This window comes from Shewanella decolorationis S12 (genome assembly GCF_000485795.1).
Taxonomy (GTDB): Bacteria; Pseudomonadota; Gammaproteobacteria; order Enterobacterales; family Shewanellaceae; genus Shewanella; species Shewanella decolorationis.
Map to the genome: position 1 here is coordinate 34,083 of NZ_AXZL01000004.1, position 24,798 is coordinate 58,880.

The window sequence follows — 24,798 nt, forward strand, 5'->3', positions numbered from 1 at the left end:
CATAGCTACGGGCATTTTTTATGGATAATTCAAGTTGCTATACTACTGGAAATAATTTATCGAGAACTCGCTTTGAGCCGTCAATATTGTCCTACTTGCTGTTATCCGATGAATGCGTGCTTATGCTCCCATGTGCAGCAGGTAAAACCGCAGACGCAACTAGTGATATTGCAGCATCCCTCCGAAGTCGAGCATAAAAAGAATAGCGTCAAGGTGTTAAGTCTAGTGATCCCCGATACTCAAGTGTATGTGGGCGAGACGGAAGCGGATTTTGCATTATTGAGCAAACAGTTGATGAATTGTGGGCGCCCTGTCTATCTTGTTTATCCCTCTGAGCGGAGTGTGAGTGTCGAACAACAGACGATTGGCGCTGATTGCATACTGTTGCTTATAGATGGCACTTGGCGCAAAGCTTTTAAAATCTTGCAATTAAATCCTTGGCTAACTCAATTACCCGCGGTGCATTTGCCCGAAGGTTATGAATCAAGGTATAAGATCCGCAAATCGAGTCGCAGCGACAGTTTGTCGACCTTAGAAGCGAGTGCTTATATGCTCAAAGCGCTTGATGAGGGTTTAGATGTGAGCCCATTATTGGCGGCGTTTGATGCTATGGTTGCGATTAGACTTCAGGCGATGCCCACTGAGGTGAGGTTGCGCTATGATTAATTTCACTTTTTTAGAATTGCGGTAAGTGATTTTTAATTCTTACATTTTTGAGACTCTGTACGAATTAAAATAGTTAAAATCTTATTCAGATCACGCTAACGTAACCTAAAACAAGGTTTAATAGTGACGATTCATTTGCGTTGCAGATGATGAGATAGCTTTGCCAGCCAATTACTTTGCAGGGGAGTGATTCCATATTTTATGGTGTGCTGGCAGGGCTATCGAGCCCCGCCTTTATACTTCTTTATTATCCGAATGAATAATATTAACGTATTGATTTTAAAGCCTAGGCAATGCACTTCTCGGCTAAGTAGGCCTGTGTAAATTGTTCTACGGAGCTTGGGTAACCAAATAAAAAGCCTTGGGCAAAACCGCGCCCCATATGGGTGATGATATCTTTTTGTTGCTGAGTTTCTATCCCCTCAGCCACGAAGTGGATGTCGAGTGCCTGCGCTAATTGCACTATGGCATGGCAGAGTTTTTGTCCCGAGGCGTCATTTAAACGCAGGGCAAATTCCGCATCAATTTTCACGCTGTCAATCGGCAAGGTGCCCAAGCGACTGAGCGAAGACAGACCCGTGCCAAAGTCATCAATGGCAATACCAACCCCAAGGGCTTTGATCCGTTCTAACGTAAGTCTAGCAAGCTCAGGTTGGCGGAGAAGTGCGGACTCAGTAATTTCTAAAATTAATGCCTCGGCCGGTAAGGCAACCATTTCAAGTGCAGTAACTACTTGGCCTACAAAGTCGACGTGTTCTAATTGCAAGGGAGAAACGTTAACCGAAATTTTAAAATCCGGTTGGTATTGCGCTCGCCACACAGATGCTTGTTTACAGGCTTGTTCCAGTGCCCATTGACCAATGGTGACAATGAGCCCCGTTTCTTCCAGCAAAGGCACAAACTCAGCGGCTTCATAATGCTCAGTTGGGGACTTTTGCCAACGTAGTAGGGCTTCAGCACCAATCGGTTCGTTAGTATGTAAATCGACTATGGCTTGATAGGCAAGTTTAAACTGCTTTAGGCTGTGAGCATGTCGTAGGTTATTGATAAGCTTTAACTTTAGCTCTGCAGCTTGGCTCATTGATTTATCATAAAACACTAAATGAGGCTGGTTCTTTTTTGCGCAATACATGGCGGTATCGGCCAAGCTAATTAATTGGCCAGCTTGATCGCTGTGTGTTGGGAAAAGTGCGATACCTATGCTAGTGCCGAGGAAGAATTTTTGTCCTTCGATTTCGAACGGGCTATCGAATAAACTTAAAATTTGTTCGGCAAACAGCTGAATTTCTTCCTTACAACTGCAGTCTTGCAGCACTAGGGTAAATTCATCGCCCCCCATACGAGCAATATCCGCTTTTTCAATGCAACCGGCTTCCAAACGGGCGGCAACCAATTGCAATACCCTGTCTCCCATGGAATGACCAAAGCTGTCATTAATATTTTTAAAACCGTTAAGATCTAAAAACATTAATGCACCAAGGCTGAGGGGATCCTCTTTGAGTTTCTCAAGAGCATTATTGAGAATCTGTTTAAGATGAAACCGATTTGGCAATCCGGTTAAGGTGTCATACATGGCACGGGTAGTGAGCTGTGTTTCTAGTAGCTTTTTAGTGCTGATGTCACTGAAAATATTTACATGGTATTGAATACCATCAGTTTCAATGCGGCGACTGCTTTGCCATGCAGGGAAAGCACTGCCATCTGAGCGTTGCTTCAGGGTTTCACCCTGCCAAAATCCACGCTGTTTCAAGGCAAGCTGGCACTCGTTTTCTTCACTGGCATTGGTTGGGTTAGCCTCAAGGAACTCAGGATTTTTATTAATGAGTTGCTCGGCGCTGTAGCCGCAAATTCGGCACATCGCTTTATTGACCGCCAGCACTCGATTGCTCGTGTCAGTGATATAAACCGCCTCGGCGCTTTCCTCCAAGGTCGTTGAAAGGATCTCTTTTGGAATATGGGCGAAACCGTCGGCAACGGCAGGCCTAACCTGTGTTCGACGATTAAGGGCTTGCAGTTCTACAAGTACAACGGGTTGCTGTTGCAAATAACAGCGATAAAGATTTACACGAGTAGGTAGTTCATTTCCCTGTTGGTTAAGGTGAAGCCAGCTAAACTCGACATTGATGCCTGATACAGCTTCAAGGATCATCTCCCGCGCAAATTCAACACTGTTACGTCCAGATGATTGAATTCTAGGAGAAAAATCATAGGGAGTTGCATTGACAAAGGCATCATACTCAGTACCAAAATAATCCAAAGTGGCACTGTTTGCGCTAATAAAGCTAAAACCTTGAATCAAGGCGAGGGGCGTTTTATGGGGATGAGCTCGCCAAAGCGACAGCTTTTCTTGCAACAGAGGATCATCTGTTGTGAGTTTATTCAGCAAGTGTTGCCATCGAATCATTAGGATACTCCCTCGGTGACACTATTTTAGGTCACATCCTATAGCCTAGGTGCTTCGTTTATAACGAAATTAATTCAAATAGTACATCATTCCATTGGGGTTAAAAATAAACCTAATCGATGTTTTGCTCAAATAGAAATTAAAAATTAATAGTTTAAGATAGCTTTATTTCACTAACTTAGTCGAAAATCATGCTGGCTCATCATGGCTAAGTAATGTTTTATGCTATGTTGGCGGTGAAATATCAAATGGGGCTTGAAACGTGAGGAACATAGGATGCAAAAACTGATACCCAATATTGTATTAGCAATGTGTGTCGGCATGTTGTTAGCCTCCGCAAATGCGGCCGAACAGCCTAAACCTCGACTAACCCTAGAGCAACGGGCCGATAAGGCGCGTATCGATTCTGAAAGAATTGAGCAAGCCCAGCTTGAAAAGGCCCGCCGAGCCGCGCAAGAGACCTCGGCGCGGGAAGAAAAAATTCGCCAACAGACCAACCCTAAGGATTGGGAAGCCCAGCAAAAGCTTAAGGCGCAAAAGCAGTTTGATGAAAGGGAAAGCCGTGAGCAAAAATATCTGCAAGAAGCAAAGGAAGCCGCTGCCAAAGAGCGTAAAATCCCCAAACCTTAATCTTTTTAGTTAAAGGCAATATCCGCCGTTTGCCTTACGACTCTTTTAGGAAACTGCTGTTGAACACCTGTCCCCTCTGCCATAGTGCCGATTTAGTTGCCTACCACCAAGATAAACGCCGCCATTACCAACAGTGCCTGCACTGTGCCTTAGTGAGCGTGCCTGCTGAGTTTTATCTGAGCCCTGAAGCGGAAAAAGCCGAATATGATAAGCACGAGAATCACCCGCAGGATCTCGGTTATCAGCAGTTTCTAGATAGAACTCTCGCCCCCTTGTTGAGCCGCTTTGCGCCAACGGCATTAGGGCTCGATTTTGGTTGTGGTGAGGGCAAAGCATTAAGTTTGATGGCGCAAACGCGGGGTTATCGGGTCGAGACCTACGATCTCTATTATGCCAATCACCCCGAGTTACTCACGCGGCAATACGATTTTATTACCCTGACAGAGGTCATTGAGCATGTGAGTGATGCCGATGCGTTACTGACCTTATTAAACACCTTACTCAAACCGAAGGGCATTTTGGCCGTGATGACCAAGCGAGTGCTTAATCCCACAGCATTTAGCACTTGGCACTATAAAAATGATCCTACCCATATTAACTTTTACTCCGAAGCCACCTTTCAATGGCTCGCCGAGCATTACGGCTGGCGGCTGGAAATCATCGACAAAGACGTGGTGTTTTTGCATCAAACTAATTAACCCAAGCTCAGGTTAATTAATGCGTTGGAGGCTTTTGTTGGCGCAAATAGGTCGGGATTTGTAAATTATCCACATCGTATTTAGTTTGCAGCGGTTCTGGCACATGTAGGGCTGGACGCTTAATAAAGTTATGCACATTGATATAGTTGTCATTAACTGCCGGGATAGGATCTTGAATTTCCGGCTGCGCAAATCCAATCCCCGTTGCAATCACCATGATTTCGAGCTCCGACTCGAGATCCGGATTGATGGTTAACCCAATAATCACCAAGGCATCTTTGGGTAATTGCTCATGTACAGTCGCGCCGATTTGGTTGTATTGACTGAGTTCGATGGTGTCTTTGGCTACCACACTGACAATTGCCGCTTGCGCTTGATTTAGCTGGATATTATCGAGCAGGGGATGTTGCATGGCGCGTTTAACGGCTGAGACCAGATCGTCATCCGCCTTAAGGTTACTCACGCCCATGGCCGCCCGGCCTTGGCGACTGATGACGGAAATAAAGTCATTTAAATCAATATTGATAAGCCCTGCTTGGCTGATGGTAGTGGCAAGCCCAAACAGTACATCTTGCAAAATTTTATTGCTCTCCTTAAAGGCGTTAAGCAAGGTGACTTTGGTCCCGAGCACCTCGGCCAACTTGTCATTGGGGAGCACGATAACGGCATTGGCACTCTCCAATAACGCTTGCAATCCTGTCTCGGCATTGGCCTTTCTGTGCTGACCCTCAAAGCTAAAAGGCATGGTGACAACGGCGATAACGGGTTTTGATAGTTCTTGAGCGAGTCTTGCAACCTGTGGAAGTGCACCAGTGCCCGTTCCGCCACCTAAGCCCGCAGTCAGAAATACAATATCCGCGTGCTGCATTTGCTGACTTAATTCCTGGGCCGATTCAATCGCAGCTGCACAACCGACATCGGGTTTAGCGCCAGCGCCTAAGCCTCTGGTGGTTTGCGGGCCAATTTGAATGCGGGCGTGGCTGCTGGTGGCCGCCATGGCTTGCGCGTCGGTATTGACTGAGACGAGTTCGACGCTTGGCGGCAGATTGGCGTGGCTGAGTTGATTAATGGTATTGCAGCCGCAGCCTCCTACACCCAACACGGTTAACTTGGGCATAGTGCTAGTGGATCCTTCACTGATAAGTTCAAACATGGTGATTCTCACGGTTAGCTATTATGTCTTAAGGCTAACCTTGAGTCGCGACTAGACTTGTCGCATCAAACACTTAAACCGCAGAAAGATATTTGGCATACATTTTTTGGCTTAGGGCTGCAAAATGCTCCCGTAGTTTTTCTGGGGCTAATACCTCAACGGTGTCGGCCATTTCCCATAGCGCCGCGCGAAGTTTTGGGGTGTCATTGACCTCAGCCGTTACATAAAAGCGGCCATCCTCACGTAATTGCATGGTTTGGTTTTCACTAAATTTAGCTTCACGCATGATAAAACTTGCCCGATCGGCGAGCAGTAATTCGAGGTGAATTTTTTCACCACTTAGACCTTGGGCGGTTTTATTAATATCGAAATCTGCACTCGCCACCGCCGGGGTCGACAGTAACTGTGCATTACGCAGTAAACCTATTGGTTTATGATGGCGGCGTTTATCAAAACGGCCAATCGTAAAGGCGAGCAGCGCTACGCCGTCGCGGATTAAAATTCCCTGTGGATTGATGGGGTTGTAATGCAGCCAATGCATTTTGCCATTGATCTGTTTTTTTATATCGCAGCTAATTTGCTTTTTATCCAAAATCGCCTGTTGTATTACCTCTAGGGATTTAGGTTCGTGCTGCGGCAGGATAAAGGGATAAGGCTCTGGGAGCTGTGCAACTCGGCAAGCCCAATAAAGCCAAGGATTCTCAGGATCGCTAGCCAGCACTTGGTCGGCCCGTTCGAAATAGGGTTGCAGTTGTTGCAAGCTTTGCGGCGGCATCAACTGGCTGGCACTTCGTTTTAAGGTGGTTAATGCCAGCGCCATATGTTGATCCATTAAGTCCAGATTAAGGCCACGCCAGCAAGATTCAATTGACCAACCATAGGGCTTGTTTCTGTCATCAAGGCGCAAGCCAAAGGTGCCCATTTCATACATTGCCTTGAGATCTCGCTGCACTGAACGCTTACTGATATCTTGCGTGCGGTTTGCCAGTCGCTCGACTAATTCATTCACCGAAATTTTGCGCGGAGCCCGCGGGATTAAGCTGAGTAAGGTCACTTGACGCTGAAAATTAGGCTGCATATTAATTGATAAGTTACAGGCTTAGGCACGAATATCCGTATATTAATCAATAGCAGCGACAAAAGCTGTCGTAGCTTTTGAGCTTTGGCCTATAAATGACGCTTAAAAGTGATGGAGAGTTAAAAGCAGTGAAGCTGAATCGTCTAACTTTGTTTAACCGCTAAACATTGCTATTTGGCATTGACAGTTAGCTAACGCAGTTTTGCCCCAAAGCTTGCTAGCATTTATTTAGTGAATCGAAAACTGACGAATGAATTGCCCTACAAAATCTCATCCATTTACCTAATGTTTGGCCCTACCGTAAAGCGACTAGCAATGTATGGGTATACAGTCGTATTTAAATTTAGATACTTTTGAGTGTTTTTACACTCATTAGTTTGCGCGTTTATCCAGCCTAAAATTTATAAAACGCTTAAAAATCATCCGCATAAACTTTCCGAAAATTAGTTAATAGGTTTGGAAAACGCGCATGCACGTTATTCCGGATGGTGTATTAGATGAAAAGCTGATAAGTTCTTTGCAATACAAACAGTTAATGATGCGCGTTTTTACTGGTCTAATGAGGTAAACGCGCATGTGCATTAATAAAATGTTATGTTTCAGGACAGTCATTAGTGAACATTTGGAATTTGAGCAATTATCCGAAATAGATGATTTGCTGAAACTAAAAGTTAAGGGCGAAAGTAGCGGCTTTGCCGGTACTGCCGATTGCTACGTTAACGAAGCCCAGTTTCAAGCGTTTTGCGCACAACTGAGTGGCTTTCCCAAGAAACGAGAGGATCGCGTTCAGTTTTGCTTTGGTGAGAATGATCAGTTGTCTTACTTCAATATTAAATTCTCTTGCATTGATAGTTCTGGGCGCATACTTGCAGCTATACAAATCGTATCTAGAGGTACGCGTTATCCTCGAGAGAAGGTGTGTTTTGTCGCTTCGTTCTCATTTAAGGTAGAACCTGCCGCATTCGATCGTTTTGTAAAAGGCTTATCTCGGGTTGCAGTTATTAATAATGTGGGTTTAAAAGCGGCCCTAGTAAATGAAACATAACAATACGCATCACGCGCGGCCTGCGGCCGCTGGGACGTCAACCCGCTGCGCGGCTCGTCGCCCGTGTGCTTTGCGTTATGTTTCTTCCGCAGTTCACTAGATTTTTTTAGAAAAGGATTTGAAGTACATGAAGTTCATCAGGTTTACAACGCTCATATTGGTCGTTGCCATTATCATAGCAGTACTGTCATACGAGAAACTTATCTCAAATATATTACTACCGCAGTATATTGACTGGGCATATGAAACTGATAAAAAAGGTTTGGAGTCTGGAATACCTCTTAATGCACAAGAATTGTCTTTAGCAGAAGAAATAGGAATTCAAAACCCAAAAAAAATAAGGATTGTGTATGTGGATGAAGTTCCGTTCCCATACGAAAACTTTGCGCTGAAAACACTAGGTGAAGCACTCGGATTTATTGGTGAAGGCGTTATCAACAATGCTCAAGTATTCGGATACTCAATTTATGTTCGCAATGGTTATGAATTAAATAGGCCAAAGCTAGCCCATGAATTGGTTCATGTACTTCAAATTGAACGAAGCAATCTCAGCCATATAATAACTCAGCACTTCTCGGAATTAGCAGAATATGGGTACGACAAAGCACCTTTAGAGGTCGAAGCGTTTAAAGCGAATAAAGAATATGCGGCCGATTGGTAACTATGCTTTTAGTAGAAAAACATAACAATCGCCATCAAAAGCGCGCCCGTTGGGCGCTCGACTCGCAACACGTTGCTCGCGTTTGTGGCGAGCGTTAATCCATAGAAATTTTTATCCGAAATTCACCTGATACAACCGATGACCTAACACGCTTTTGTCCCAAGCTTGCCCAGCCTGAAGTCTGGCGATTAGCCCTCTTAATAATTGAAGAGGGCATTGCTATTTTAAAGCGAGCAAAAAGATAAGTGGGATATCTAGCCTCGCCGCCCAAGCGTGTTCACTATGCTCGGCACCTTCGAATGTTAAGCTTTGCCAATTCTGACTTGTATAGCCTTTCGCTTTAATGATCTTATCTGCTTGAGCTTGTAATGGTGGATACCAGGCATCTAAAGTGGCCGTTCCATGGTCAAAGTAGAGTTTATGTGTCGAAGGATCGGGGAGTTTTTGCTGCATATAGTTAAAAAATGCAGTCGGAATAGGGTTGTTTTGCTGCTCAAACGTACCTAGCCAGTGAGTTGATAGACAAGCCGCACCACCAAAAATATGAGGATATTCGCTGATCGCATACAGTGAAATTAATCCGCCCATACTCGATCCCATAACAAAGGTGTGGGCGGCATCTGTATAAACAGAGTAATGACTATCGATATAGGGCTTAAGTTCTGTCACTAGAAATTTAAGATAGCGATCTGAATATACCTGCTGGCTAAATAGCGCTTGGTTTTTAGTGCGTTGTAATTGATAGAGTGCAGTTTGTTGTGCTTGGGACAGATTTTCAAAGGGTTGCTGTGGAAAGTATTCGTTATGGCGATTTTCGCCTGCGTTATCGATTCCAACCACGATAAAAGGTTGAGTTTTTCCTGCTTTGATTAGTCTCGATGCCACCTCATCAATTTGCCACTCCTGTTTGTTCCAACTTGTTGTCGCATCAAATAGCATTTGACCATCATGCATATATAGCACTGCATAACGTTGCTGTTTATCGTAACCCGCGGGTAACCAAATATCGATATTCCGAGGTGGGACAAAGGCCGAAGGGAAACTGCTGAGTCGCTCAATGCTGCCTGCGCTTACTTGCGGTAATTGCGCATATACATTGAAACTTGAGCTTAGCAGTATGAATAAAATGCCGAGTAATCTCATCATGTTGGTTTTGTAGTGTGATGGTGATTGAGAACAGCTTAGCGTATTTAATCTTGCTTAAAAGTTTGAATACGATTGCAATCAGGCAGGCATTAACAATGCAAAGGTTCATAAACGATGTTTAACAGAATGAAAGGTTACAAATAGTGGGTAAATCGAGTTTTATGTTTGGTTTCCCCCTTATTTTAATTTTAATAGCGCTAAAAAAACGGTTAGTTAAAGTAGAAAACTGAGAAGGCGCTTTGTTGGAATACTGATTTGTTTTTTAAGCATCACAACACTAAAAAATACGTTGAGTTTAGGCATATCAACTGGCGTGATAATACGTACTGCATTTTTAATTTCATCATCAAATAAGGTAATTTGTGGAGTTAATGCGACAATTTGAGAATGTAACAAGGCGCCTTTTATAGGCGGGAATGAATCGTAATGTAATAATCCTGAAAAGTCGGTTCGATATTTATTAAACAGATCGCCAAATTGTTCGCTAACACCATAAGGTAAGTTTTTGGGTATGGCGAGTGGGTAGTTTCTAATATCTTCTAACGTTAAATGATCTAAATAGGTTAGTGGATGTCCTACTCTAGTACAAAACACAGCCTCAAAAGAAGGTAAATTAAAGGACTGTATTGCACTTTCGTGGCCAATAATCTCACCTTCAACATCCGTAATTAATAGTGTGAGCTCTCCCCGCAGCAATTTTTCGAGTTGTTGCTGCCAAGCTCCAACCTCTAGATCGATATGAATATCAGGATATTGTTCAAAAAATCGTCCAAGAATAGGGCCGAGAATCGTATTTGCTGGTACAGGGCTTGCGCCGATGGATAAATAACCGCTGCTTTTTCCCTGCATATATTGCAATTCTTTTCGAAGGTTTTCGACATTTTGCAAAATATGCTGACTATGGCTAAGAACCAATTCTCCTGCGGGAGTTAAAGAGGTTGATTGGTTTCCCCTAAGCAAAAGTTCAGCGCCTAGTAGGTGTTCTAGTCGCTGAATACTTCGGCTTAATGAAGGTTGAGCAAGATTTAATTTTTGAGCTGCTTTTTGAAAATTACGTTCTTTGGCTAAAATCTGGAAATTTTTAAGATGCTTAAACTCAATCACAAGTTATTTGTCAAATAATTACAACATATGTGAAACATACCCTTGTGACTCAGTATCAACAAGCAGACGTTGGTGACAATTTGTATCTTTATCTTTATATGAAGAATTAACAGTTGTGAATAAGTGTTTGTTTTTATTTTTTTAATTGTTTGACTCTGATCTTGTATAGCTTTTTGTCATAGAGCGATACGTAAAACGCATTGGCCTTAAGGTATAGCTGACGGTAACTATTCATTCCGCAAATAAACAAATTTGCAACATAAATTAAACAAAGGAATGAGTGATGAAATTGAAGAAGATCAGCATAATGACCTTTGCGGCGCTATATGCGACCGGAATAGGGACGTTAGTTGCCAATCCTTTAGATAGGAACCAAGCTGAGCAAAAACTTATTGGTATCAAGCTGGCACCAGAACAAATATTAGCCAATAAAAATAAACCAACCCATCCGGCGCTGAATCGCGCTGATAGACCGGGTCAAATTGGTATGAACGTCCATCGCGCTGTAAATGGGAGTAGCCATAAGGCACCATTTGCATGGGAAAAGGATATTGATGGAACGCATACTTACATTATTCAATTAATGGATGCCCCAGTTTCACTTTATCAGGGTGAGCGTCCTGAGTTTGCTGCAACGTCTCCTCGTAGCAATCAGCCTGCAATGCGTTCCAATGAGCGTTTTGGGACTATCGATTTAAAGAGCAAAGCAGTTAAAAACTACCAAGCTTTTTTAACGCGTTCTCAGGATGAAACGGCTAGTCAAATCAAGCAGGTTGCGCCAGATGCGGAAATAAAGCGTCGCTTTAATGTGGCACTAAACGGCATGACTATGGTGTTAACTCAAGAACAAGCCGCTGAAGTGGCTAAGTTGCCCAATGTTAAAGTGGTGACTCGGGCGAAGGAATACCAATTGTTCACCGATGTCGGCCCTAAACATATTGGCGCGGATATGATTTGGCAGGGCACGAGCACTCCCGATGGCGTTGCTATGCGCGGTGAGGGCATTATTGCCGGTATTATCGACACTGGGATTAACTCAGATCATCCCTCTTTTGCCGCAGTTTCGGCAGACGGTTATAAGCACGTCAACCCATTAGGCGAAGGAAAATATCTGGGCGACTGCCAAGAATATCCCTTGATGTGTAACAGCAAGCTTATTGGTGTTCGTTCTTACGATATTATTACCGATACCTATAAAGATCCGATTTTCCAACCCGATCTGCCGCCATGGGAAGTGGATTATAAACGCCCACCAAACGGTGAAGATTACAACGGCCATGGTTCACACACTGCCAGTACAGTTGCGGGTAACGTGCTCTACAATGTGCCCTTTAAACTCAATGGAACTGATGAAAAATCAGATGGTTTTGATACCTCTTTAGTCTTCCCCGAAATTTCAGGCGTTGCCCCAAGGGCCAACATTATTGCTTATCAAGTGTGCTATCCCGGTGGCGGCTCTTACGGCGAAAACTACGGTGGTTGTCCTGGCGATGCCTTAGTCGCTGCGATTGAAGATGCCATTATCGACGGCGTTGATGTGATCAACTTCTCCATCGGTGGACTTGAACATCTGCCTTGGTACGATGCGGTTGAAATGGCGTTTTTAGCGGCCCGCGAATCAGGGATCTCTGTTGCCGCCTCGGCGGGTAACTGGGGACGTTACGGGCCAGGTTATATCGACCATGTATCACCTTGGTTAACATCCGTTGCCGCCAGTACCCATGGACGCCAAATTGAACCTGTTGAAGGCAAACTGTCTTTTGTGGGGGAAAATGCTCCTGAAGATATGACTGGTTATGCCGTAACAGGTGATATCACAGGTAACTTAGTTGATGCAGCGGCTCACAATGATCCTCTCTGCTTACAACCCTTCCCCGCAGGCACCTTTAAAAGTGACGATATTGTCATCTGTAAGCGCGGAGAAAATGGCCGAGTACAAAAAGGGATTAACGTTGCAGCGGGTGGCGCGGGTGGCGTGATCCTGTATAACGCCATTTCATTTGATGATGGTACTGGCGCTAATAGCCTAAATTTGAACCCTTTCCCTATCCCTGGAATGCATATCGATGCGGCATCAGGCAATCAGCTAGTGGAATGGGTTGCTAGCGCTACAGAGCCTAAAGTCACTATCACCGCGGGTAAGATTATCACCACTGAGCGTGAAGCCGATGTGTTAGCTGACTTCTCCTCCCGTGGTCCAAGTAGCACTAACCCCAATGTAATGGTGCCCAACGTATCGGCACCTGGGGTTGACGTATTTGCTGCTTATTCTGACGAAATGCCTTTTAGCTTGTATCCCTCTCCGAGTGATTATGTAGCCATTAGTGGTACTTCCATGTCCGGTCCACATGTGGCGGGCGCTTTGGCGTTATTAACCCAAGCGCACCCACAATGGACGCCTGCGATGATTCAGTCGGCACTGATGACCACCGCCGTGTTAGGTAAAGCTCCAACCTACGATAATCCGCCAAAATTAGTGGATGCAACATTCTACGATATGGGTAACGGAGTGATTAACGTTGCTAGAGCGGTAAAAGCGGGTCTGGTGATGGATGAAAACGGTGACAATTATCGCGCAGCTAACCCGATGGAAGGCGGTGATGTAACCGCGTTAAACGTGCCTTACTTAGTCAATGCGGAATGTAAAAGTAGCTGCACTTGGATGCGTACCTTTACAGCTACGACTGATGGCGAGTGGAACGTGAGTGCGACGGAAATCACCACAGAAGGCGCGCCTTTCCTTGAGTTAAGTGTTTATCCGCAAAAGATTAAGTTAAAAGCGGGTGAGCAACAAAGCATTATGGTGACCGCGAAAATCCTCGATGTGACTTCAGTCAACGCTAACTCTTCCTCAAACGAAGTATTTGGAAAAATTGACTTGAAACCAACGGATGCCAGTTTGCCAGATCAATACTTGCCCGTTATGGCACGTTTTACTGGTTCTAGCTTGCCTGAAATTGTCGCAGGAAAAATTCACCGCGATACTGGCACTATGCTAACGCCTGAGTTGATGACCAAAGAAATCAGCGAGCTAAATGTCAAAGTGAGCGGCTTAACCGCAGGTACAGTCACAGAGCACAAACTTAGTGCCGCCTATGTTGACTTTACAAAGCCTGAAACATTGGAAAATAATCCAGGTGTTTCGGTGCATTTCTTTGACGTGCCGGAAGGTACTCGCCGCATCGTATGGGAAGAAGTCTCTGCAGATAATGCCGCATCAACGTCTTTAGATATTGGTATGGACTTGAATAACAACGGCAAAGTGGAATGGTATGACGAGGCGATTTGTTACTCCTATACCGATGTTACCGACTATTGCGCGATCAATGATCCCACACCTGGTCGCTATTGGGTGATGCTAGGCAACTTTAAGCGTCCATGGGTAGACGAGATTGATACTAAAGACAGCATTAAAGCGAGTCTGGCGATTATCTCCGACACTGATACTAAGCAACTTAATGTGACAGGGCCTGCCAGTACCAATGGTATCGATCCTTACCAATTACAAATGAACTGGTCTGCCACAGGTAGTAAAGCGGGTGATCGCTTATACGGTTTGGTTGAAGTGGGTAATGGTGCACAAAACGTAGGTAATATTGGCAAAATGGCCGTGCATTTAGTGCATGAGGGCGATGATGTCAGTATCACGACCAGCCAACAGCAGGCCAAAGAAGGCGATGTTGTTGAGGTCAAGATGGTGATGGCGCCAAACCTACTCGGATTAGAGCGCGATGTGAATATTGCCTTAACGTTGCCCGAAGGTCTGCAAATATTGCCTGACACGTTAAAAGCGACCAGCAATAACCAAGATCTTAAAGCTAGTCTGACTGTTGCTGCACAGCAAATCACCCTGAAAGCGATGCAACAGGCGAGCAATGCGCAAAAACGTCAATATCTCTTTACCACGAGCGAGACCGATGAGAGTTGTCGAATTCCTATTGGTTCGAATCCCTATTACTTGGATTTATTTACTGAGGCTGGCATTCAGTCTGAAACTGCGATTGCTGGTCGGGTGAATGAAACGGTAACCGTGCCATTAAGTACCTTTGGTATTGATCGTATCCCGTTGTATAACAACCCAGAAGAATATTCACACAAAGATACCTTAAGTATTTCTCCTGGTGGATTTATTCAGCTCGATCAACTACCGCTGTTCTGGGCTGCTCATTATCCAATGGAAGAGCAATATTTCCCCGATACAGTGATTGCACCATTATGGCGTGGAGATGGGTTAACTATTCCAGAATATAATTTGGATACTGAGAGCTTTGACGGTGTATCACTTGCCGTTACGAACGACCGTCGCTATCTGATTGTTGAATGGGACAATATGCGTCAGGAGTTTGCCTTTGGTATTAACCATGATCCTGACTACGATGCCCGTTACAGTTTTGAGTTAATAGCCTCAACGCAGCTTAATTTTGCTCCCGGTGAACATGAGTTTATTTTCGCCTACGACAAATTAACGGGTAACAAAGCCCATTTAGGTTCAATTGGTTTACATGGTTACCATGGACCACGTGGCACCTTTGGTCCTGCGTATGGTTATATCGGTGATGGTTTTGCTTTTAATAATCTGGATGAGAAAATTGCAGAGGGCTTAGTGGTCTGTGCTAACTACACTGGACCGGAAGCAACGGCAATTGAAGTATCATTCTCAGCCCGTGTGGGCGCCAAAGCGGTAGGTCAAGATCTGCAGATTATTGCTAAAAGTGATTACACTGGCAGCAATAGTGTGACCTCTAGCGGAAGCATCAAAGTGCCTTCAAACCTTGCAATCGGTGCTTTAGGCGATATGTCTGTTGCCGAAAACACCAGCATCAGTTTTGAGGTGCTAGTGCAAGATAAAGAAAATACCGCTAATGGTATCCAAGTCACAGGCGCGCACATCACCTCTGTCGTTAATGGCAACCAAGTCACCATCACTCCCGAAAAAGATTGGCACGGCACAACCACTGTCACAGTGAAAGCCTTTGATATGGTTTATCAAAATGACATGGTACAAACGAGCTTCAACTTAGTCGTGAACTCTGATGGTGTGGAGCCAACGCCGCCGACTCCACCTACGCCTCCAACGCCTCCGGTTGAAGAAACCAAAGATAACAGTGGCGGTAGTTTGGGTTGGCTTGCGGTCTTGATGCTTGGATTGATAGCAGTATCACGTCAAAAATGGAATGTTAATAAGTAAACTTCACCTTTAAATTTAAGTAGTTCCTTGTCTTTGGGCCTTCTAACGAAGGCCCTTTTTTATGCGTCCAAGTGTGGATTGTCATCGGCCATAAATGATGTGTTTATCCCACAATAATTCTTCGTTACAAGCCTTACTATTAAATCTATTAACAATTCTGTGATGTACGTGTAGTTTAGATAGCTTATAAAAACAACAATAGGTTATCGCTATGACTGTATCCTCGGTATCGCGCGCTTTATCAACATCCTCTGTAGCCACATCCTTTGCACCTTATGTGAGTTCATTCGGTGTGAGTACATCAAGATTCACCAAGAGCTTACTCGCCTCTGCTCTCACTTTGAGCTTGCTGGGCGCAGGGTTAAGTTCTGCCTATGCGGCGCAGCCCGATGCGGCTAAGTTGGTGGCGGGGGTGGAGCAAAAGGTGATCGACTGGCGCCGTGATTTGCACCAGCATCCTGAGTTATCTAACCGCGAGTTTCGCACCAGCAAGATTATCGAAAAGCATCTGAAATCCCTCGGATTAGAAGTACAAACGGGCATCGCCCATACAGGCGTTGTTGCTATCTTGAAAGGCGGAAAGTTAAAGGGCGGTAAACCCGGTCCCTTGATTGCGATTCGCGCTGATATGGATGCTTTGCCCGTGACCGAAGTCGTCGATGTACCCTTTGCCTCTAAAGCGACGGATACCTATCGCGGTCAAACCGTTGGGGTGATGCATGCCTGCGGTCACGATACCCATGTGGCTATGTTAATGGGCGTGGCCGAGAATTTAGTGAAAGTGAAGGATAGCCTTGCTGGCGATGTGATGTTTATCTTCCAACCCGCCGAAGAAGGTGCGCCCGATGGCGAAGAGGGCGGTGCGGAATTAATGCTCAAACAAGGGCTGTTTGCCAAGCGTAAGCCCGACCAAGTATTTGGCATGCATGTGACCTCGAGTATGCCAAGCGGCATGATTGGGGTGCGCAGCGGCCCAGCAATGGCGAGTGAAGATTCCTTTACGATCAAAGTGAAAGGTCGCCAAACCCATGGCTCGCGTCCGTGGAATGGCGTCGACCCTATTGTCGCCGCGGCGCAAATTATTACCAATGTGCAAACTATTGTCAGTCGTCAGGTGGATATAACCAAAGCGCCCGCAGTGGTGAGTTTTGGCGCGGTAAATGGTGGCATTCGCTCGAATATTATTCCCGATGAAGTCGAGTTGATTGGCACCATCCGCACCTTTGATCAGCCTATGCGTGCCGATATTAAGGTGCGCTTGGCCGAAATCGCCGAATTATCGGCAAAAACCTTAGGCGCCACCGCGACAACCGAAATCCATCAAGGTTATCCCGTGGTGGTGAACAATCCCGAATTGGTCGCCAGTATGCGCCCCGTACTTGCCAGTGTGGTCGGCGATAAGATGCTGATTGAGCCAGGATTAATCACTGGTGCCGAGGACTTTTCCTTCTATGCTTTGGAGTCACCTGGGATGTTTTTCTTCCTCGGGGTGACACCAAAGGGCACAGATCCTGAAACGGCGGCCAGTAACCATTCGCCAGCATTTTATGTGGATGAAAGCGCGTTAAAAGTTGGCGTTGAAGCCATGACCAAGGTTGCCCTTACGGCACTGAAGGCGCAATAAACCGTTTAAGTCTTATTCCGTCAGCTTTTCGGTATAACTTGAGCTTACAAAAAATTGGGCGGGAAGATCTTTTCGCCCTTGATTTGTTAATCAATATGCCCTCTTATGTGAATTTTTACAGCAAGGAGCGAACAAGATGAAGCGCACGCTATCGGCGCTGGTGTTGGCGATGGGACTCTTTAATCCCTTAAGCCAAGCACAGGCCACAACGGCAGAAGACATCAAGAGTTTTACACTCGCCAATGGCATGAAAATCATGGTGCTAGAGGACTCTTCTATTCCCAATGCCAACATGTATCTGTTTTGGAAAGTCGGTTCCCGCAACGAAGTCCCGGGGATTACCGGTATTTCACACTTTTTCGAACATATGATGTTTAACGGCTCGAAAAAATACGGCCCAAAGATGTTCGACCGTACCATGGAAGCTGCGGGCGGGGCTAACAATGCTTACACCACTGAAGATATGACGGTCTACACCGACTGGTTCCCAGCTAATGCGCTAGAAACTATGTTCGACCTCGAAGCTGACCGTATCGCCAATTTAGATATCAATCCCGATATGGTGGAAAGCGAGCGTGGCGTAGTGCAGTCGGAGCGTTCGACTGGGCTTGAAAACTCCAACTGGAATACCCTCGAAGGCGAAGTTAAAGGCGTGGCCTTTTTAGCCCATCCTTACTCTTGGTCTGTGATTGGCCATGAGTCGGATATTGCCGCTTGGACCTTAGAAGATTTAGTGCAATACCATAAAACCTACTATGCGCCGAACAATGCGGTCGTGGTGATTGCCGGTGATGTAAAGCTTGCTCAAGTTAAAGCATTGGCCGACAAGTACTTTGCGCCCATTCCTGCGCAAACACCGCCAAAGGCTGTGCGTACCGTCGAGCCTTTACAAAAGGGTGAGCGTCGTACCTTCGTCCAAAAAGCCTCGGTCAGTACGCCTAATGTGATGCTGGCTTACCATATTCCGGCGGCGACTCACGCAGATTTTTATGCGCTGGATTTATTAAGCTCGATTTTAAGCCAAGGCAATAGCTCGCGTTTATATCAAGCGCTGGTAGATAAGCAAGTGGCTTTAGAAGCGCAAACCTATATGCCGATGTCGGTCGATCCCAATCTCTTTTACGTCATGGGTGTGGCTACGCCAGAGGTGAAAGCATCGACGCTAGAGCGGGCGCTGATTGAACAAATCGATGCCATTGCGACCCATGGTGTTACCCAGCAAGAATTGGATAAAGTCAAAAATATCAAGTTGATGGACTTTTATCGTGCGATGGAAACCATTAATGGCAAGGCCAACACTATCGGCACCTACGAAATGTATTTTGGCAGCTACGACAAGTTATTTAATGCGCCAGAGGCCTATAACAAGGTAACGCCTGCGGATATCCAACGTGTTGCCCAAACCTATTTACGCAAATCGAATCGCACGGTCGCGGTATTGGCGGCAAACGAGGAGAACTCTCAATGAAATCGATGGCAATGAAACTCTCCTTTGTAAAATCATCCTTTGCCAAATCATCCTTTGTCAAATCATCTTGGCAACCGACTAAGTTAATGGTCGCATTAGCTTTAGGGACCAGCTTGGCCTTATCCGGCTGCGCCTCCACCACGGCATCCAAACGCGTCGATACCGGCAGCTTTGCCATGCCAAGTTACGACAAGTTAGTGCTAGATAACGGCCTTACCGTGTATTTAATGCCACAGCGCGAAGTGCCGTTGATCACCCTAAACGCGGTCGTGCGTGCTGGGGCGGTTAACGACACCACAGCGGGTATCGCCCAAATGACCGCCCAAGGTTTACTCCTTGGCGCGGCGGGTAAATCCAAGGCCGAGATTGAGCAACAAGTGGATTTTCTCGGCGCTAGCTTAGGGGCCGAAGCCGATAAAGAAGGTAGCTATCTGGCCGCCGATTTTATGGCGAAAGATACCGATGTGATGCTCGGCCTATTCAGCGCCGCGTTATTAAGCCCCGACTTTGATTCGGCCGAGTTCGATAAGCTTAAACAGCGCGCCATTGCGGGTTTACAGCAGGATAAAGAAAGCCCGCGCGCCGTGATTGGTCGCTACTTCGATAAACTGGTGTTCGATGCTCATCCTTACGGTAATGCCTCATCGGGTAATCGTGAGTCACTTGAGCAAGTCACAGTGTCGCAGTTGCGCGCCTTCCATAAAAGCTACTATCAACCCGCAAATACCGCATTAACAGTGGTGGGGGATTTTGATGTGGCGGCGATGAAGGCCAAGCTAACCCAGACTTTTGGCCAGTGGAAAGGCAGCGAAAAACTCGTTCAGCCCGACTTAAACCAAGGTTTACCTAAGTTAACTGAGGCCAAAGTGCTGCTGGTGGATAAGCCAGATGCGATGGAAACTACCTTTGTTATCGGTGGTTTAGGCATTAGCCGTGATAACCCTGACTATGTGGGGCTAACGGTAGTGAATACTATTTTAGGTGGTCGCTTTACCTCTTGGCTGAACGATGAGCTGCGGGTGAATGCGGGGCTAACCTATGGCGCGCGCTCCGGCTTTAGTCCTTATACCGACTCGGGCGTGTTTACCATTAGCACCTTCACTAAGACGGAAACCACTCAAGAAGCGATTGATTTAGCGCTGAAAACCTATGCTCGTTTATGGGAGAAAGGTGTAGACCAAGCGACTCTTGATTCGGCTAAGGCCTATGTTAAAGGTCAGTTCCCGCCTAAGTTTGAAACCTCGGGCCAATTGGCTGGACTCTTATCAGGCATGTATCTCTACGGCTTCGATGATAAGTTTATCAACGAGTTCCAAGCGAAAGTGGACGGCTTAACCTTAGAAGAAACCCAAAGGTTAGTGAAAACTTACTTCCCGCAAAAGGACTTACAGTTTGTGCTGATTGGCAACGCCAGCAAGATTGCGCCTATCGCGGCCAAGTATGGCCAAGTGCAAACCGTTGATATTAATGCGGTGGGTTTTGGTCAATAACCACTGGCGTTAGTTTATATCGCCCAATAAAAAGGTCTGCATAGTGCAGACCTTTTGTTTTTCTGTTCTAGGTTCTAGGTGTTATTGCGCACCAGGCTTAGCGTAGTGAGCCATCCAATCTTTCACTTGGTTATACCAATAGATGGAGTTGTTGGGTTTCATAATCCAATGGTTTTCATCGGGGAAATAAATCATCCGCGATTCAACATTACGGGTTTGCAGAGTACGGAACAGCTCAAAACCTTGGCCGACGGGCACACGGTAATCGAGTTGACCATGGCTGACTAAGGTTGGAGTATTAAAGTTGGCAGCAAAGTAGTGGGGCGAAATGGCTTTATACAACTCAGGATTATCCCAGTAGTTACCAAAGCGGGTGCTGTGGACGGCAAAGTCCGCCGACATTTGTGCGTACATGTCGTATACCGCTGCGTGGATTAGCAGCGCCTTAAAGGGATGTGGCTGACCTAAAATAATCGAGGTTAAGTAGCCACCATAGCTGGCGCCACCGGCAACCATACGATCGCTATCGATCCAGCTTTGTTGCTTAAACCAGTCTGCGGCTTTGAGCACGTCTTCGAGGGATTTGTTTTTCCAATCCGGGTTAATGGCATCGGCAAACTCTTGTCCAAAGCCGCTAGAACCGTGGAAGTTTGGCCACGCGGTGACATAACCCCACGAGGCGAAAGTTTGTGCGTTCCAGCGGAAGTGGAAACCATCGCTAATGGCGTTGTGTGGGCCGCCGTGGATCAACATAAACAGCGGGTACTTTTTGCTGCGATCGAACCCAGGTGGATAGTGTACCCACATTTGAATGTCTTGGCCCTGATAACCCTTATAGGTGACCGACTCATAGGTGCCTAAATCGACATCCTTTAAAATCTCGTCGTTAAATTGCTCTAAACGCTCGGTTTTACCATTGCGTGGGTTGATGCTGACTAAACGCGCGGGATACAAAAAGCTTTGATTGGTCGCAATCAACTGACCATCTTTAGCGATAGCGGGTTGGCTAAAGTCGGTGGCTTGAGTGATGGCCTTGGTCTTACCGCTCTTGGCATCGATATGATAAATACGGTTAGTGGCGGCATCATCAATGCTGGCATAGAAGCCCTTGCTGTCGGGTGTCCACTCGAATTGAGATACAGAGCGATCCCAATCCGTAGTGAGCGTGGTGAGTTTGCGACTACTCACATCCAGCAACATCAACCTTGCGGTATCGGCATAAAATCCGGGGATTTTTTGCCGAGTAAAGGCCAAGGTTTTACCGTTAGGGCTAAATGTTGGGTTCAGATCCGGCGCGGGGTTATCTGGAGTGATGTTATCAGCTTTGCTGCCGCCAATGGTGGCGAGGAACAAGTCTAACTTAGGGTCGACGCGATTATCCGAACCATAGGCACTAAAGGCGATTAAGCGTTCATCGGGGGAAATATCATAGCTTGAACTGCTTTGGCTTGAGCGTGGCAGTTCATGGCCTAGCGGCTGAGTCACGGCTTCAACCGCGCCGCCTGTGGCTGGGATCCTAAACACGTGGGCCTGACGGCGCTCATCTAACCAATGATCGAACTGCGAATAGGGCAGCGCATTCCACTGGCGGGCGGAGACTTTATTATCTTTATCTGTCTTGAGTTGGGCCTTCATTTGCTCCCAGTTCTGCTCAGGGAATATATTGCTGATAAAATACAAATGCTTACCAATCCACTTGATGCCATTGACGCCGGTGGGGATATCCGTGAGTTTGCTGGCTTCACCCGGGCCGTCCATAGGTAACAGGTAAATTTGGCCAGCGTCGTCATCGTTACGTTCGCTGATAAAGGCTAAGGTTTTGCCGTCTGGCGAAAACACCGGCTCGCTGACTTTTAAGCCTTTGGCGGTAATCGCACGGTTATTTTTACCTTCACCGTCGAAGCGCCAAAGTTGGGTTGAGCCTTTGTCTTCCTTAAGGTCGTATTCAGTCACCGGCGCAATAATATGCTCGCCCGTGGGGGATACCACTGGACTACCTATGCGCTTGAGTTGCCAAAGTAATTCGACTGAGAGTGGTTTGCTTGCTTCTGCAAATGCCGTGCTGAGGGGCATTAGCAGACTCAGCAGTAAAATGCCTGCCTTCTTCACTAGATGTCTCCTTATCATTCAGAGTGTTATCGTTATATTTCCCATTAAACCCCAAAGTATAAAAACCGAGCATGAAATCAAACTGAGTCTGTGAGGGCTGAGGCGGACTTTTATGTAAGTAACTGTAACCACCGGGCACATTTTGATGACGAGGTAGGTTGGGCATGGCACAAACTGTCGTAGCGTAGTATTTGTGGCTAAGGTGTTTTAACGCTAATGTATTGGGAGATTGAAATAGGACTCGAATATGGCGTTAATCATCCCGCGAAGACAGGGCAAGCTATTGATCAAAAATGTATTGATACTCGCCTTGGGCAGCTTGGCTGTCTTTCCTGCGCAAGCCGCTAAGATCAGTTTTAAGGCTTTTTGCCCGCAAATGGTGGGGCAGTGGCAGGGCAATGCGGCTAAGGTGGGGGAGATCCCTAAGCAAGTTATCGTCAACGGCTTTTGCTCCCATGATCAGCGCCAGTTGATCCTCTCCGTGAGTGTCGGAACGCGTGCTCCCTACAGCGAGACTTGGTGGTTTCGGGAGCAAGGCGAGCAAGTGCTGTTAACCTACTACGACGGTGTCTCGCAGGAAAAGCAGCAACTCTTTAGTTTATATCAACAAAATGGCGATTTTTCCCTGCTGGGTGAGGGAGTCGTGAATGCGCGCGCCGCCTTAATCCAACTGTTATTCGAAGCTAAATCGCCCCAAGGTGCATGGCAGTGGACGCAAAATATCCAATATTTAGACGATGATATCGACCGCTATCAGCTCTTTCGTGGGATAGAGATGACGCCTATTGCACCATTAAATTAAGCCGACTTATTCATACTCGAACGGGCTGTTTTGATCATCGTAGTACAACCTTGGCTGGATACCCATGCAATTCGCTTCTGAGCGTAGGAGTGACATTCAAAGACAAGCAATTTTAGTCAGTACTTGTTATAAATAATTTTCAGCTTTTTCTTAAGCTCTTTGGCTGGCCGACTGCTGTTGAGCACAAAAATACTAATAAGCAAACTCGGGACATACAAAAATAGAACGGCCCCTGCGAATGCGTTTTTAGCTTCAGGAGATATTGCTACGATAACTAATGTTACTGATAACAAAATACAGCACCACACCATCCTAGAGATGAACCCCTCTACAGTGCGGATGATCTTTGAACTACGCGAATAACAATACAGAGAAAAGCAAAAAATACTCACAAGTATTAATGCCTTATCTATATTTCCTTGAATAAGACAATAAAGAATAAAACCTGGCATCAATACTGGTATTAAAGTGATTAATATGTAATTTCTCTCAAACGCTCGATTACTCAAATAATACCTCGACGAGATTAAATCAAGCCACCCATTTTAAATCAATAACATAATGCACTTTAGGTTTGCCTACAACTTGTACGAGCTAAAATGACTTGAGTGGGAGTCATCAACGTCGTAGGGACTACATGTAAGACAATAAATTGCGCTAATTTCTTTCAAAAATGGTGTATTTCAGACGAGGTAAGTCATCCCAATAATAATAAATCTGGCCATCCATTTTAAATCAATAACATAATGCACTTTCCGTTTACCTACAACTTGTAAAAGTTAATGTTGTTTAAAAAAGAACCGTCACAGTCGCGGGGAGAGCATCTAAGGCAAAAAATTACGCTAATTCCTTAAAAAATGGAGCATTTCAGACGAGGTTAGTCATCCCTTAAAGCTTGGGAAGTGTTCTGGATGGGGCATTTGAAGTGATATAAGCCGTTGTCAGTTACTGTTAAAGTGCTGGCAGCTTGTGGCAAAATGCCGTCGTCGCTTTTCTAAGTGTTCGCAGTAATCGGTTAGTGCTTGCAATGTGCCCACGGGACCATGAAATAACTTGCCAAATTCGGTTGTCAGCTTGAGCCAATTGTCATGGGGAATATTTAATCTGTTCAGTATCTTGGCGCTACTTTCGCTGATGCATCCACGTTTATCATTGCGAATGATTCGGCCGGTATCATCCACCAATTGAAGGTAATCCGTTAAGGAAAATGCAATGCCATTGGGTTGGTTGTCGCACTCATTACCAATAAAAGGTAGTAGATTGCTCGGCTGCTCACCTTTTAACGCCGCCCGAATGCGTAGTTGAATACTGGTATGGTCGGATTGCTCTGGTGTATCAGCAAGTTGCGCTCGAATTGGATTTAAATCAACGTAAGTCATACAGGCTAATACCGCAGCTTCATCGAGTAGGGCTTGCGATTTGAATCGCCCCTCCCAGAAGCGACCTGTACAGTTATCCTCTTGATTTGCTTGTCTTGCAATCGGTTCGTTGAGGCAGCGCATAAACCATGAGATATCACATAATCGACTGCG

Annotated in this window: 17 protein-coding genes; 10 read left to right on the plus strand and 7 right to left on the minus strand. The window is 45.8% G+C overall.

Annotated elements, in window-relative coordinates; genetic code table 11:
* The first annotated feature begins 72 nt into the window (after window positions 1–72).
* Window positions 73–666 carry a tRNA-uridine aminocarboxypropyltransferase gene (locus SHD_RS00595; protein WP_039976953.1) on the plus strand — a complete coding sequence of 198 codons (594 nt, stop codon included), beginning with the start codon at window positions 73–75 and terminating at the stop codon, window positions 664–666.
* Between the two features lie 286 nt (window positions 667–952).
* On the opposite strand, the gene pdgA is transcribed toward SHD_RS00595, so the two are convergent.
* Window positions 953–3,070, minus strand: a complete 2,118-nt coding sequence (gene pdgA, locus SHD_RS00600) for a diguanylate cyclase PdgA (RefSeq protein WP_023265368.1) — start codon at window positions 3,068–3,070, stop codon at window positions 953–955.
* Between the two features lie 276 nt (window positions 3,071–3,346).
* Here pdgA and SHD_RS00605 point away from each other — a divergent pair, with 276 nt between their 5' ends.
* Window positions 3,347–3,700: a hypothetical protein gene (locus tag SHD_RS00605; protein WP_023265369.1), complete on the plus strand. Its 354-nt coding sequence runs from the start codon at window positions 3,347–3,349 to the stop codon at window positions 3,698–3,700.
* 59 nt (window positions 3,701–3,759) lie between these two features.
* A complete protein-coding gene (locus SHD_RS00610; RefSeq protein WP_039976955.1) occupies window positions 3,760–4,398 on the plus strand; it encodes a class I SAM-dependent methyltransferase in 639 nt (212 codons plus the stop codon).
* A gap of 16 nt (window positions 4,399–4,414) precedes the next feature.
* Here SHD_RS00610 and ftsZ read toward each other — a convergent pair whose 3' ends face one another.
* Window positions 4,415–5,515 (minus strand): cell division protein FtsZ, encoded by a 1,101-nt coding sequence (gene ftsZ, locus SHD_RS00615; protein WP_023265371.1) that lies wholly within the window; start codon window positions 5,513–5,515, stop codon window positions 4,415–4,417.
* A gap of 109 nt (window positions 5,516–5,624) precedes the next feature.
* Window positions 5,625–6,629: a helix-turn-helix transcriptional regulator gene (locus SHD_RS00620; RefSeq protein ID WP_023265372.1), complete on the minus strand. Its 1,005-nt coding sequence runs from the start codon at window positions 6,627–6,629 to the stop codon at window positions 5,625–5,627.
* Window positions 6,630–7,251: 622 nt separating this feature from the next.
* On the opposite strand from SHD_RS00620, the gene SHD_RS00625 reads away from it, so the two are divergent.
* Both SHD_RS00625 and SHD_RS00630 read left to right on the plus strand, forming a co-directional pair.
* Window positions 7,252–7,674, plus strand: a complete 423-nt coding sequence (locus SHD_RS00625; RefSeq protein ID WP_235056909.1) for a hypothetical protein — start codon at window positions 7,252–7,254, stop codon at window positions 7,672–7,674.
* A 127-nt stretch (window positions 7,675–7,801) separates the two neighbouring features.
* Window positions 7,802–8,335 (plus strand): hypothetical protein, encoded by a 534-nt coding sequence (locus tag SHD_RS00630; protein WP_023265374.1) that lies wholly within the window; start codon window positions 7,802–7,804, stop codon window positions 8,333–8,335.
* 219 nt (window positions 8,336–8,554) lie between these two features.
* On the opposite strand, the gene SHD_RS00635 is transcribed toward SHD_RS00630, so the two are convergent.
* Together SHD_RS00635 and SHD_RS00640 are read right to left on the minus strand one after the other, a co-directional pair.
* Window positions 8,555–9,481 (minus strand): alpha/beta hydrolase, encoded by a 927-nt coding sequence (locus SHD_RS00635; RefSeq protein WP_023265375.1) that lies wholly within the window; start codon window positions 9,479–9,481, stop codon window positions 8,555–8,557.
* A 213-nt stretch (window positions 9,482–9,694) separates the two neighbouring features.
* Window positions 9,695–10,585: a LysR family transcriptional regulator gene (locus tag SHD_RS00640; protein WP_023265376.1), complete on the minus strand. Its 891-nt coding sequence runs from the start codon at window positions 10,583–10,585 to the stop codon at window positions 9,695–9,697.
* Window positions 10,586–10,868: 283 nt separating this feature from the next.
* Between SHD_RS00640 and SHD_RS22385 the strand changes: the two genes are divergently transcribed.
* The 4 genes from SHD_RS22385 to SHD_RS00660 all read left to right on the plus strand — a co-directional run bounded on the left by SHD_RS22385 (window position 10,869) and on the right by SHD_RS00660 (window position 20,355).
* Window positions 10,869–15,773, plus strand: coding sequence for a S8 family serine peptidase (locus SHD_RS22385; protein WP_023265377.1), 4,905 nt, complete (start codon window positions 10,869–10,871; stop codon window positions 15,771–15,773).
* A 211-nt stretch (window positions 15,774–15,984) separates the two neighbouring features.
* Entirely contained in the window at window positions 15,985–17,397 is a 1,413-nt protein-coding gene (locus tag SHD_RS00650; protein WP_023265378.1) for an amidohydrolase, read from the plus strand.
* A gap of 136 nt (window positions 17,398–17,533) precedes the next feature.
* Window positions 17,534–18,865, plus strand: a complete 1,332-nt coding sequence (locus tag SHD_RS00655) for a M16 family metallopeptidase (RefSeq protein ID WP_023265379.1) — start codon at window positions 17,534–17,536, stop codon at window positions 18,863–18,865.
* An 11-nt stretch (window positions 18,866–18,876) separates the two neighbouring features.
* Window positions 18,877–20,355, plus strand: coding sequence for a M16 family metallopeptidase (locus SHD_RS00660; protein WP_039976989.1), 1,479 nt, complete (start codon window positions 18,877–18,879; stop codon window positions 20,353–20,355).
* A gap of 81 nt (window positions 20,356–20,436) precedes the next feature.
* Here the strand turns inward: SHD_RS00660 and SHD_RS00665 are convergent, their stop codons facing one another.
* Complete coding sequence (locus tag SHD_RS00665; RefSeq protein ID WP_039976961.1) at window positions 20,437–22,464, minus strand: S9 family peptidase; 2,028 nt, start codon at window positions 22,462–22,464, stop codon at window positions 20,437–20,439.
* Window positions 22,465–22,711: 247 nt separating this feature from the next.
* Between SHD_RS00665 and SHD_RS00670 the strand changes: the two genes are divergently transcribed.
* Complete coding sequence (locus SHD_RS00670; RefSeq protein ID WP_023265382.1) at window positions 22,712–23,266, plus strand: hypothetical protein; 555 nt, start codon at window positions 22,712–22,714, stop codon at window positions 23,264–23,266.
* Between the two features lie 941 nt (window positions 23,267–24,207).
* Here the strand turns inward: SHD_RS00670 and SHD_RS00675 are convergent.
* Window positions 24,208–24,798: transposase (locus SHD_RS00675; protein ID WP_459538775.1), on the minus strand; the 591-nt coding region annotated here is incomplete at its 5' end.

Excerpts from the sequence above, each read along its gene's own strand:
- pdgA (WP_023265368.1), bottom strand. The coding sequence starts at position 3,070 with ATGATTCGATGGCAACACTTGCTGAATAAACTCACAACAGATGATCCT.
- SHD_RS00605 (WP_023265369.1), top strand. The coding sequence starts at position 3,347 with ATGCAAAAACTGATACCCAATATTGTATTAGCAATGTGTGTCGGCATG.
- ftsZ (WP_023265371.1), bottom strand. The coding sequence starts at position 5,515 with ATGCCCAAGTTAACCGTGTTGGGTGTAGGAGGCTGCGGCTGCAATACC.
- SHD_RS00620 (WP_023265372.1), bottom strand. The coding sequence starts at position 6,629 with ATGCAGCCTAATTTTCAGCGTCAAGTGACCTTACTCAGCTTAATCCCG.
- SHD_RS00630 (WP_023265374.1), top strand. The coding sequence starts at position 7,802 with ATGAAGTTCATCAGGTTTACAACGCTCATATTGGTCGTTGCCATTATC.
- SHD_RS00635 (WP_023265375.1), bottom strand. The coding sequence starts at position 9,481 with ATGATGAGATTACTCGGCATTTTATTCATACTGCTAAGCTCAAGTTTC.
- SHD_RS22385 (WP_023265377.1), top strand. The coding sequence starts at position 10,869 with ATGAAATTGAAGAAGATCAGCATAATGACCTTTGCGGCGCTATATGCG.
- SHD_RS00650 (WP_023265378.1), top strand. The coding sequence starts at position 15,985 with ATGACTGTATCCTCGGTATCGCGCGCTTTATCAACATCCTCTGTAGCC.
- SHD_RS00655 (WP_023265379.1), top strand. The coding sequence starts at position 17,534 with ATGAAGCGCACGCTATCGGCGCTGGTGTTGGCGATGGGACTCTTTAAT.
- SHD_RS00660 (WP_039976989.1), top strand. The coding sequence starts at position 18,877 with ATGAAACTCTCCTTTGTAAAATCATCCTTTGCCAAATCATCCTTTGTC.
- SHD_RS00670 (WP_023265382.1), top strand. The coding sequence starts at position 22,712 with ATGGCGTTAATCATCCCGCGAAGACAGGGCAAGCTATTGATCAAAAAT.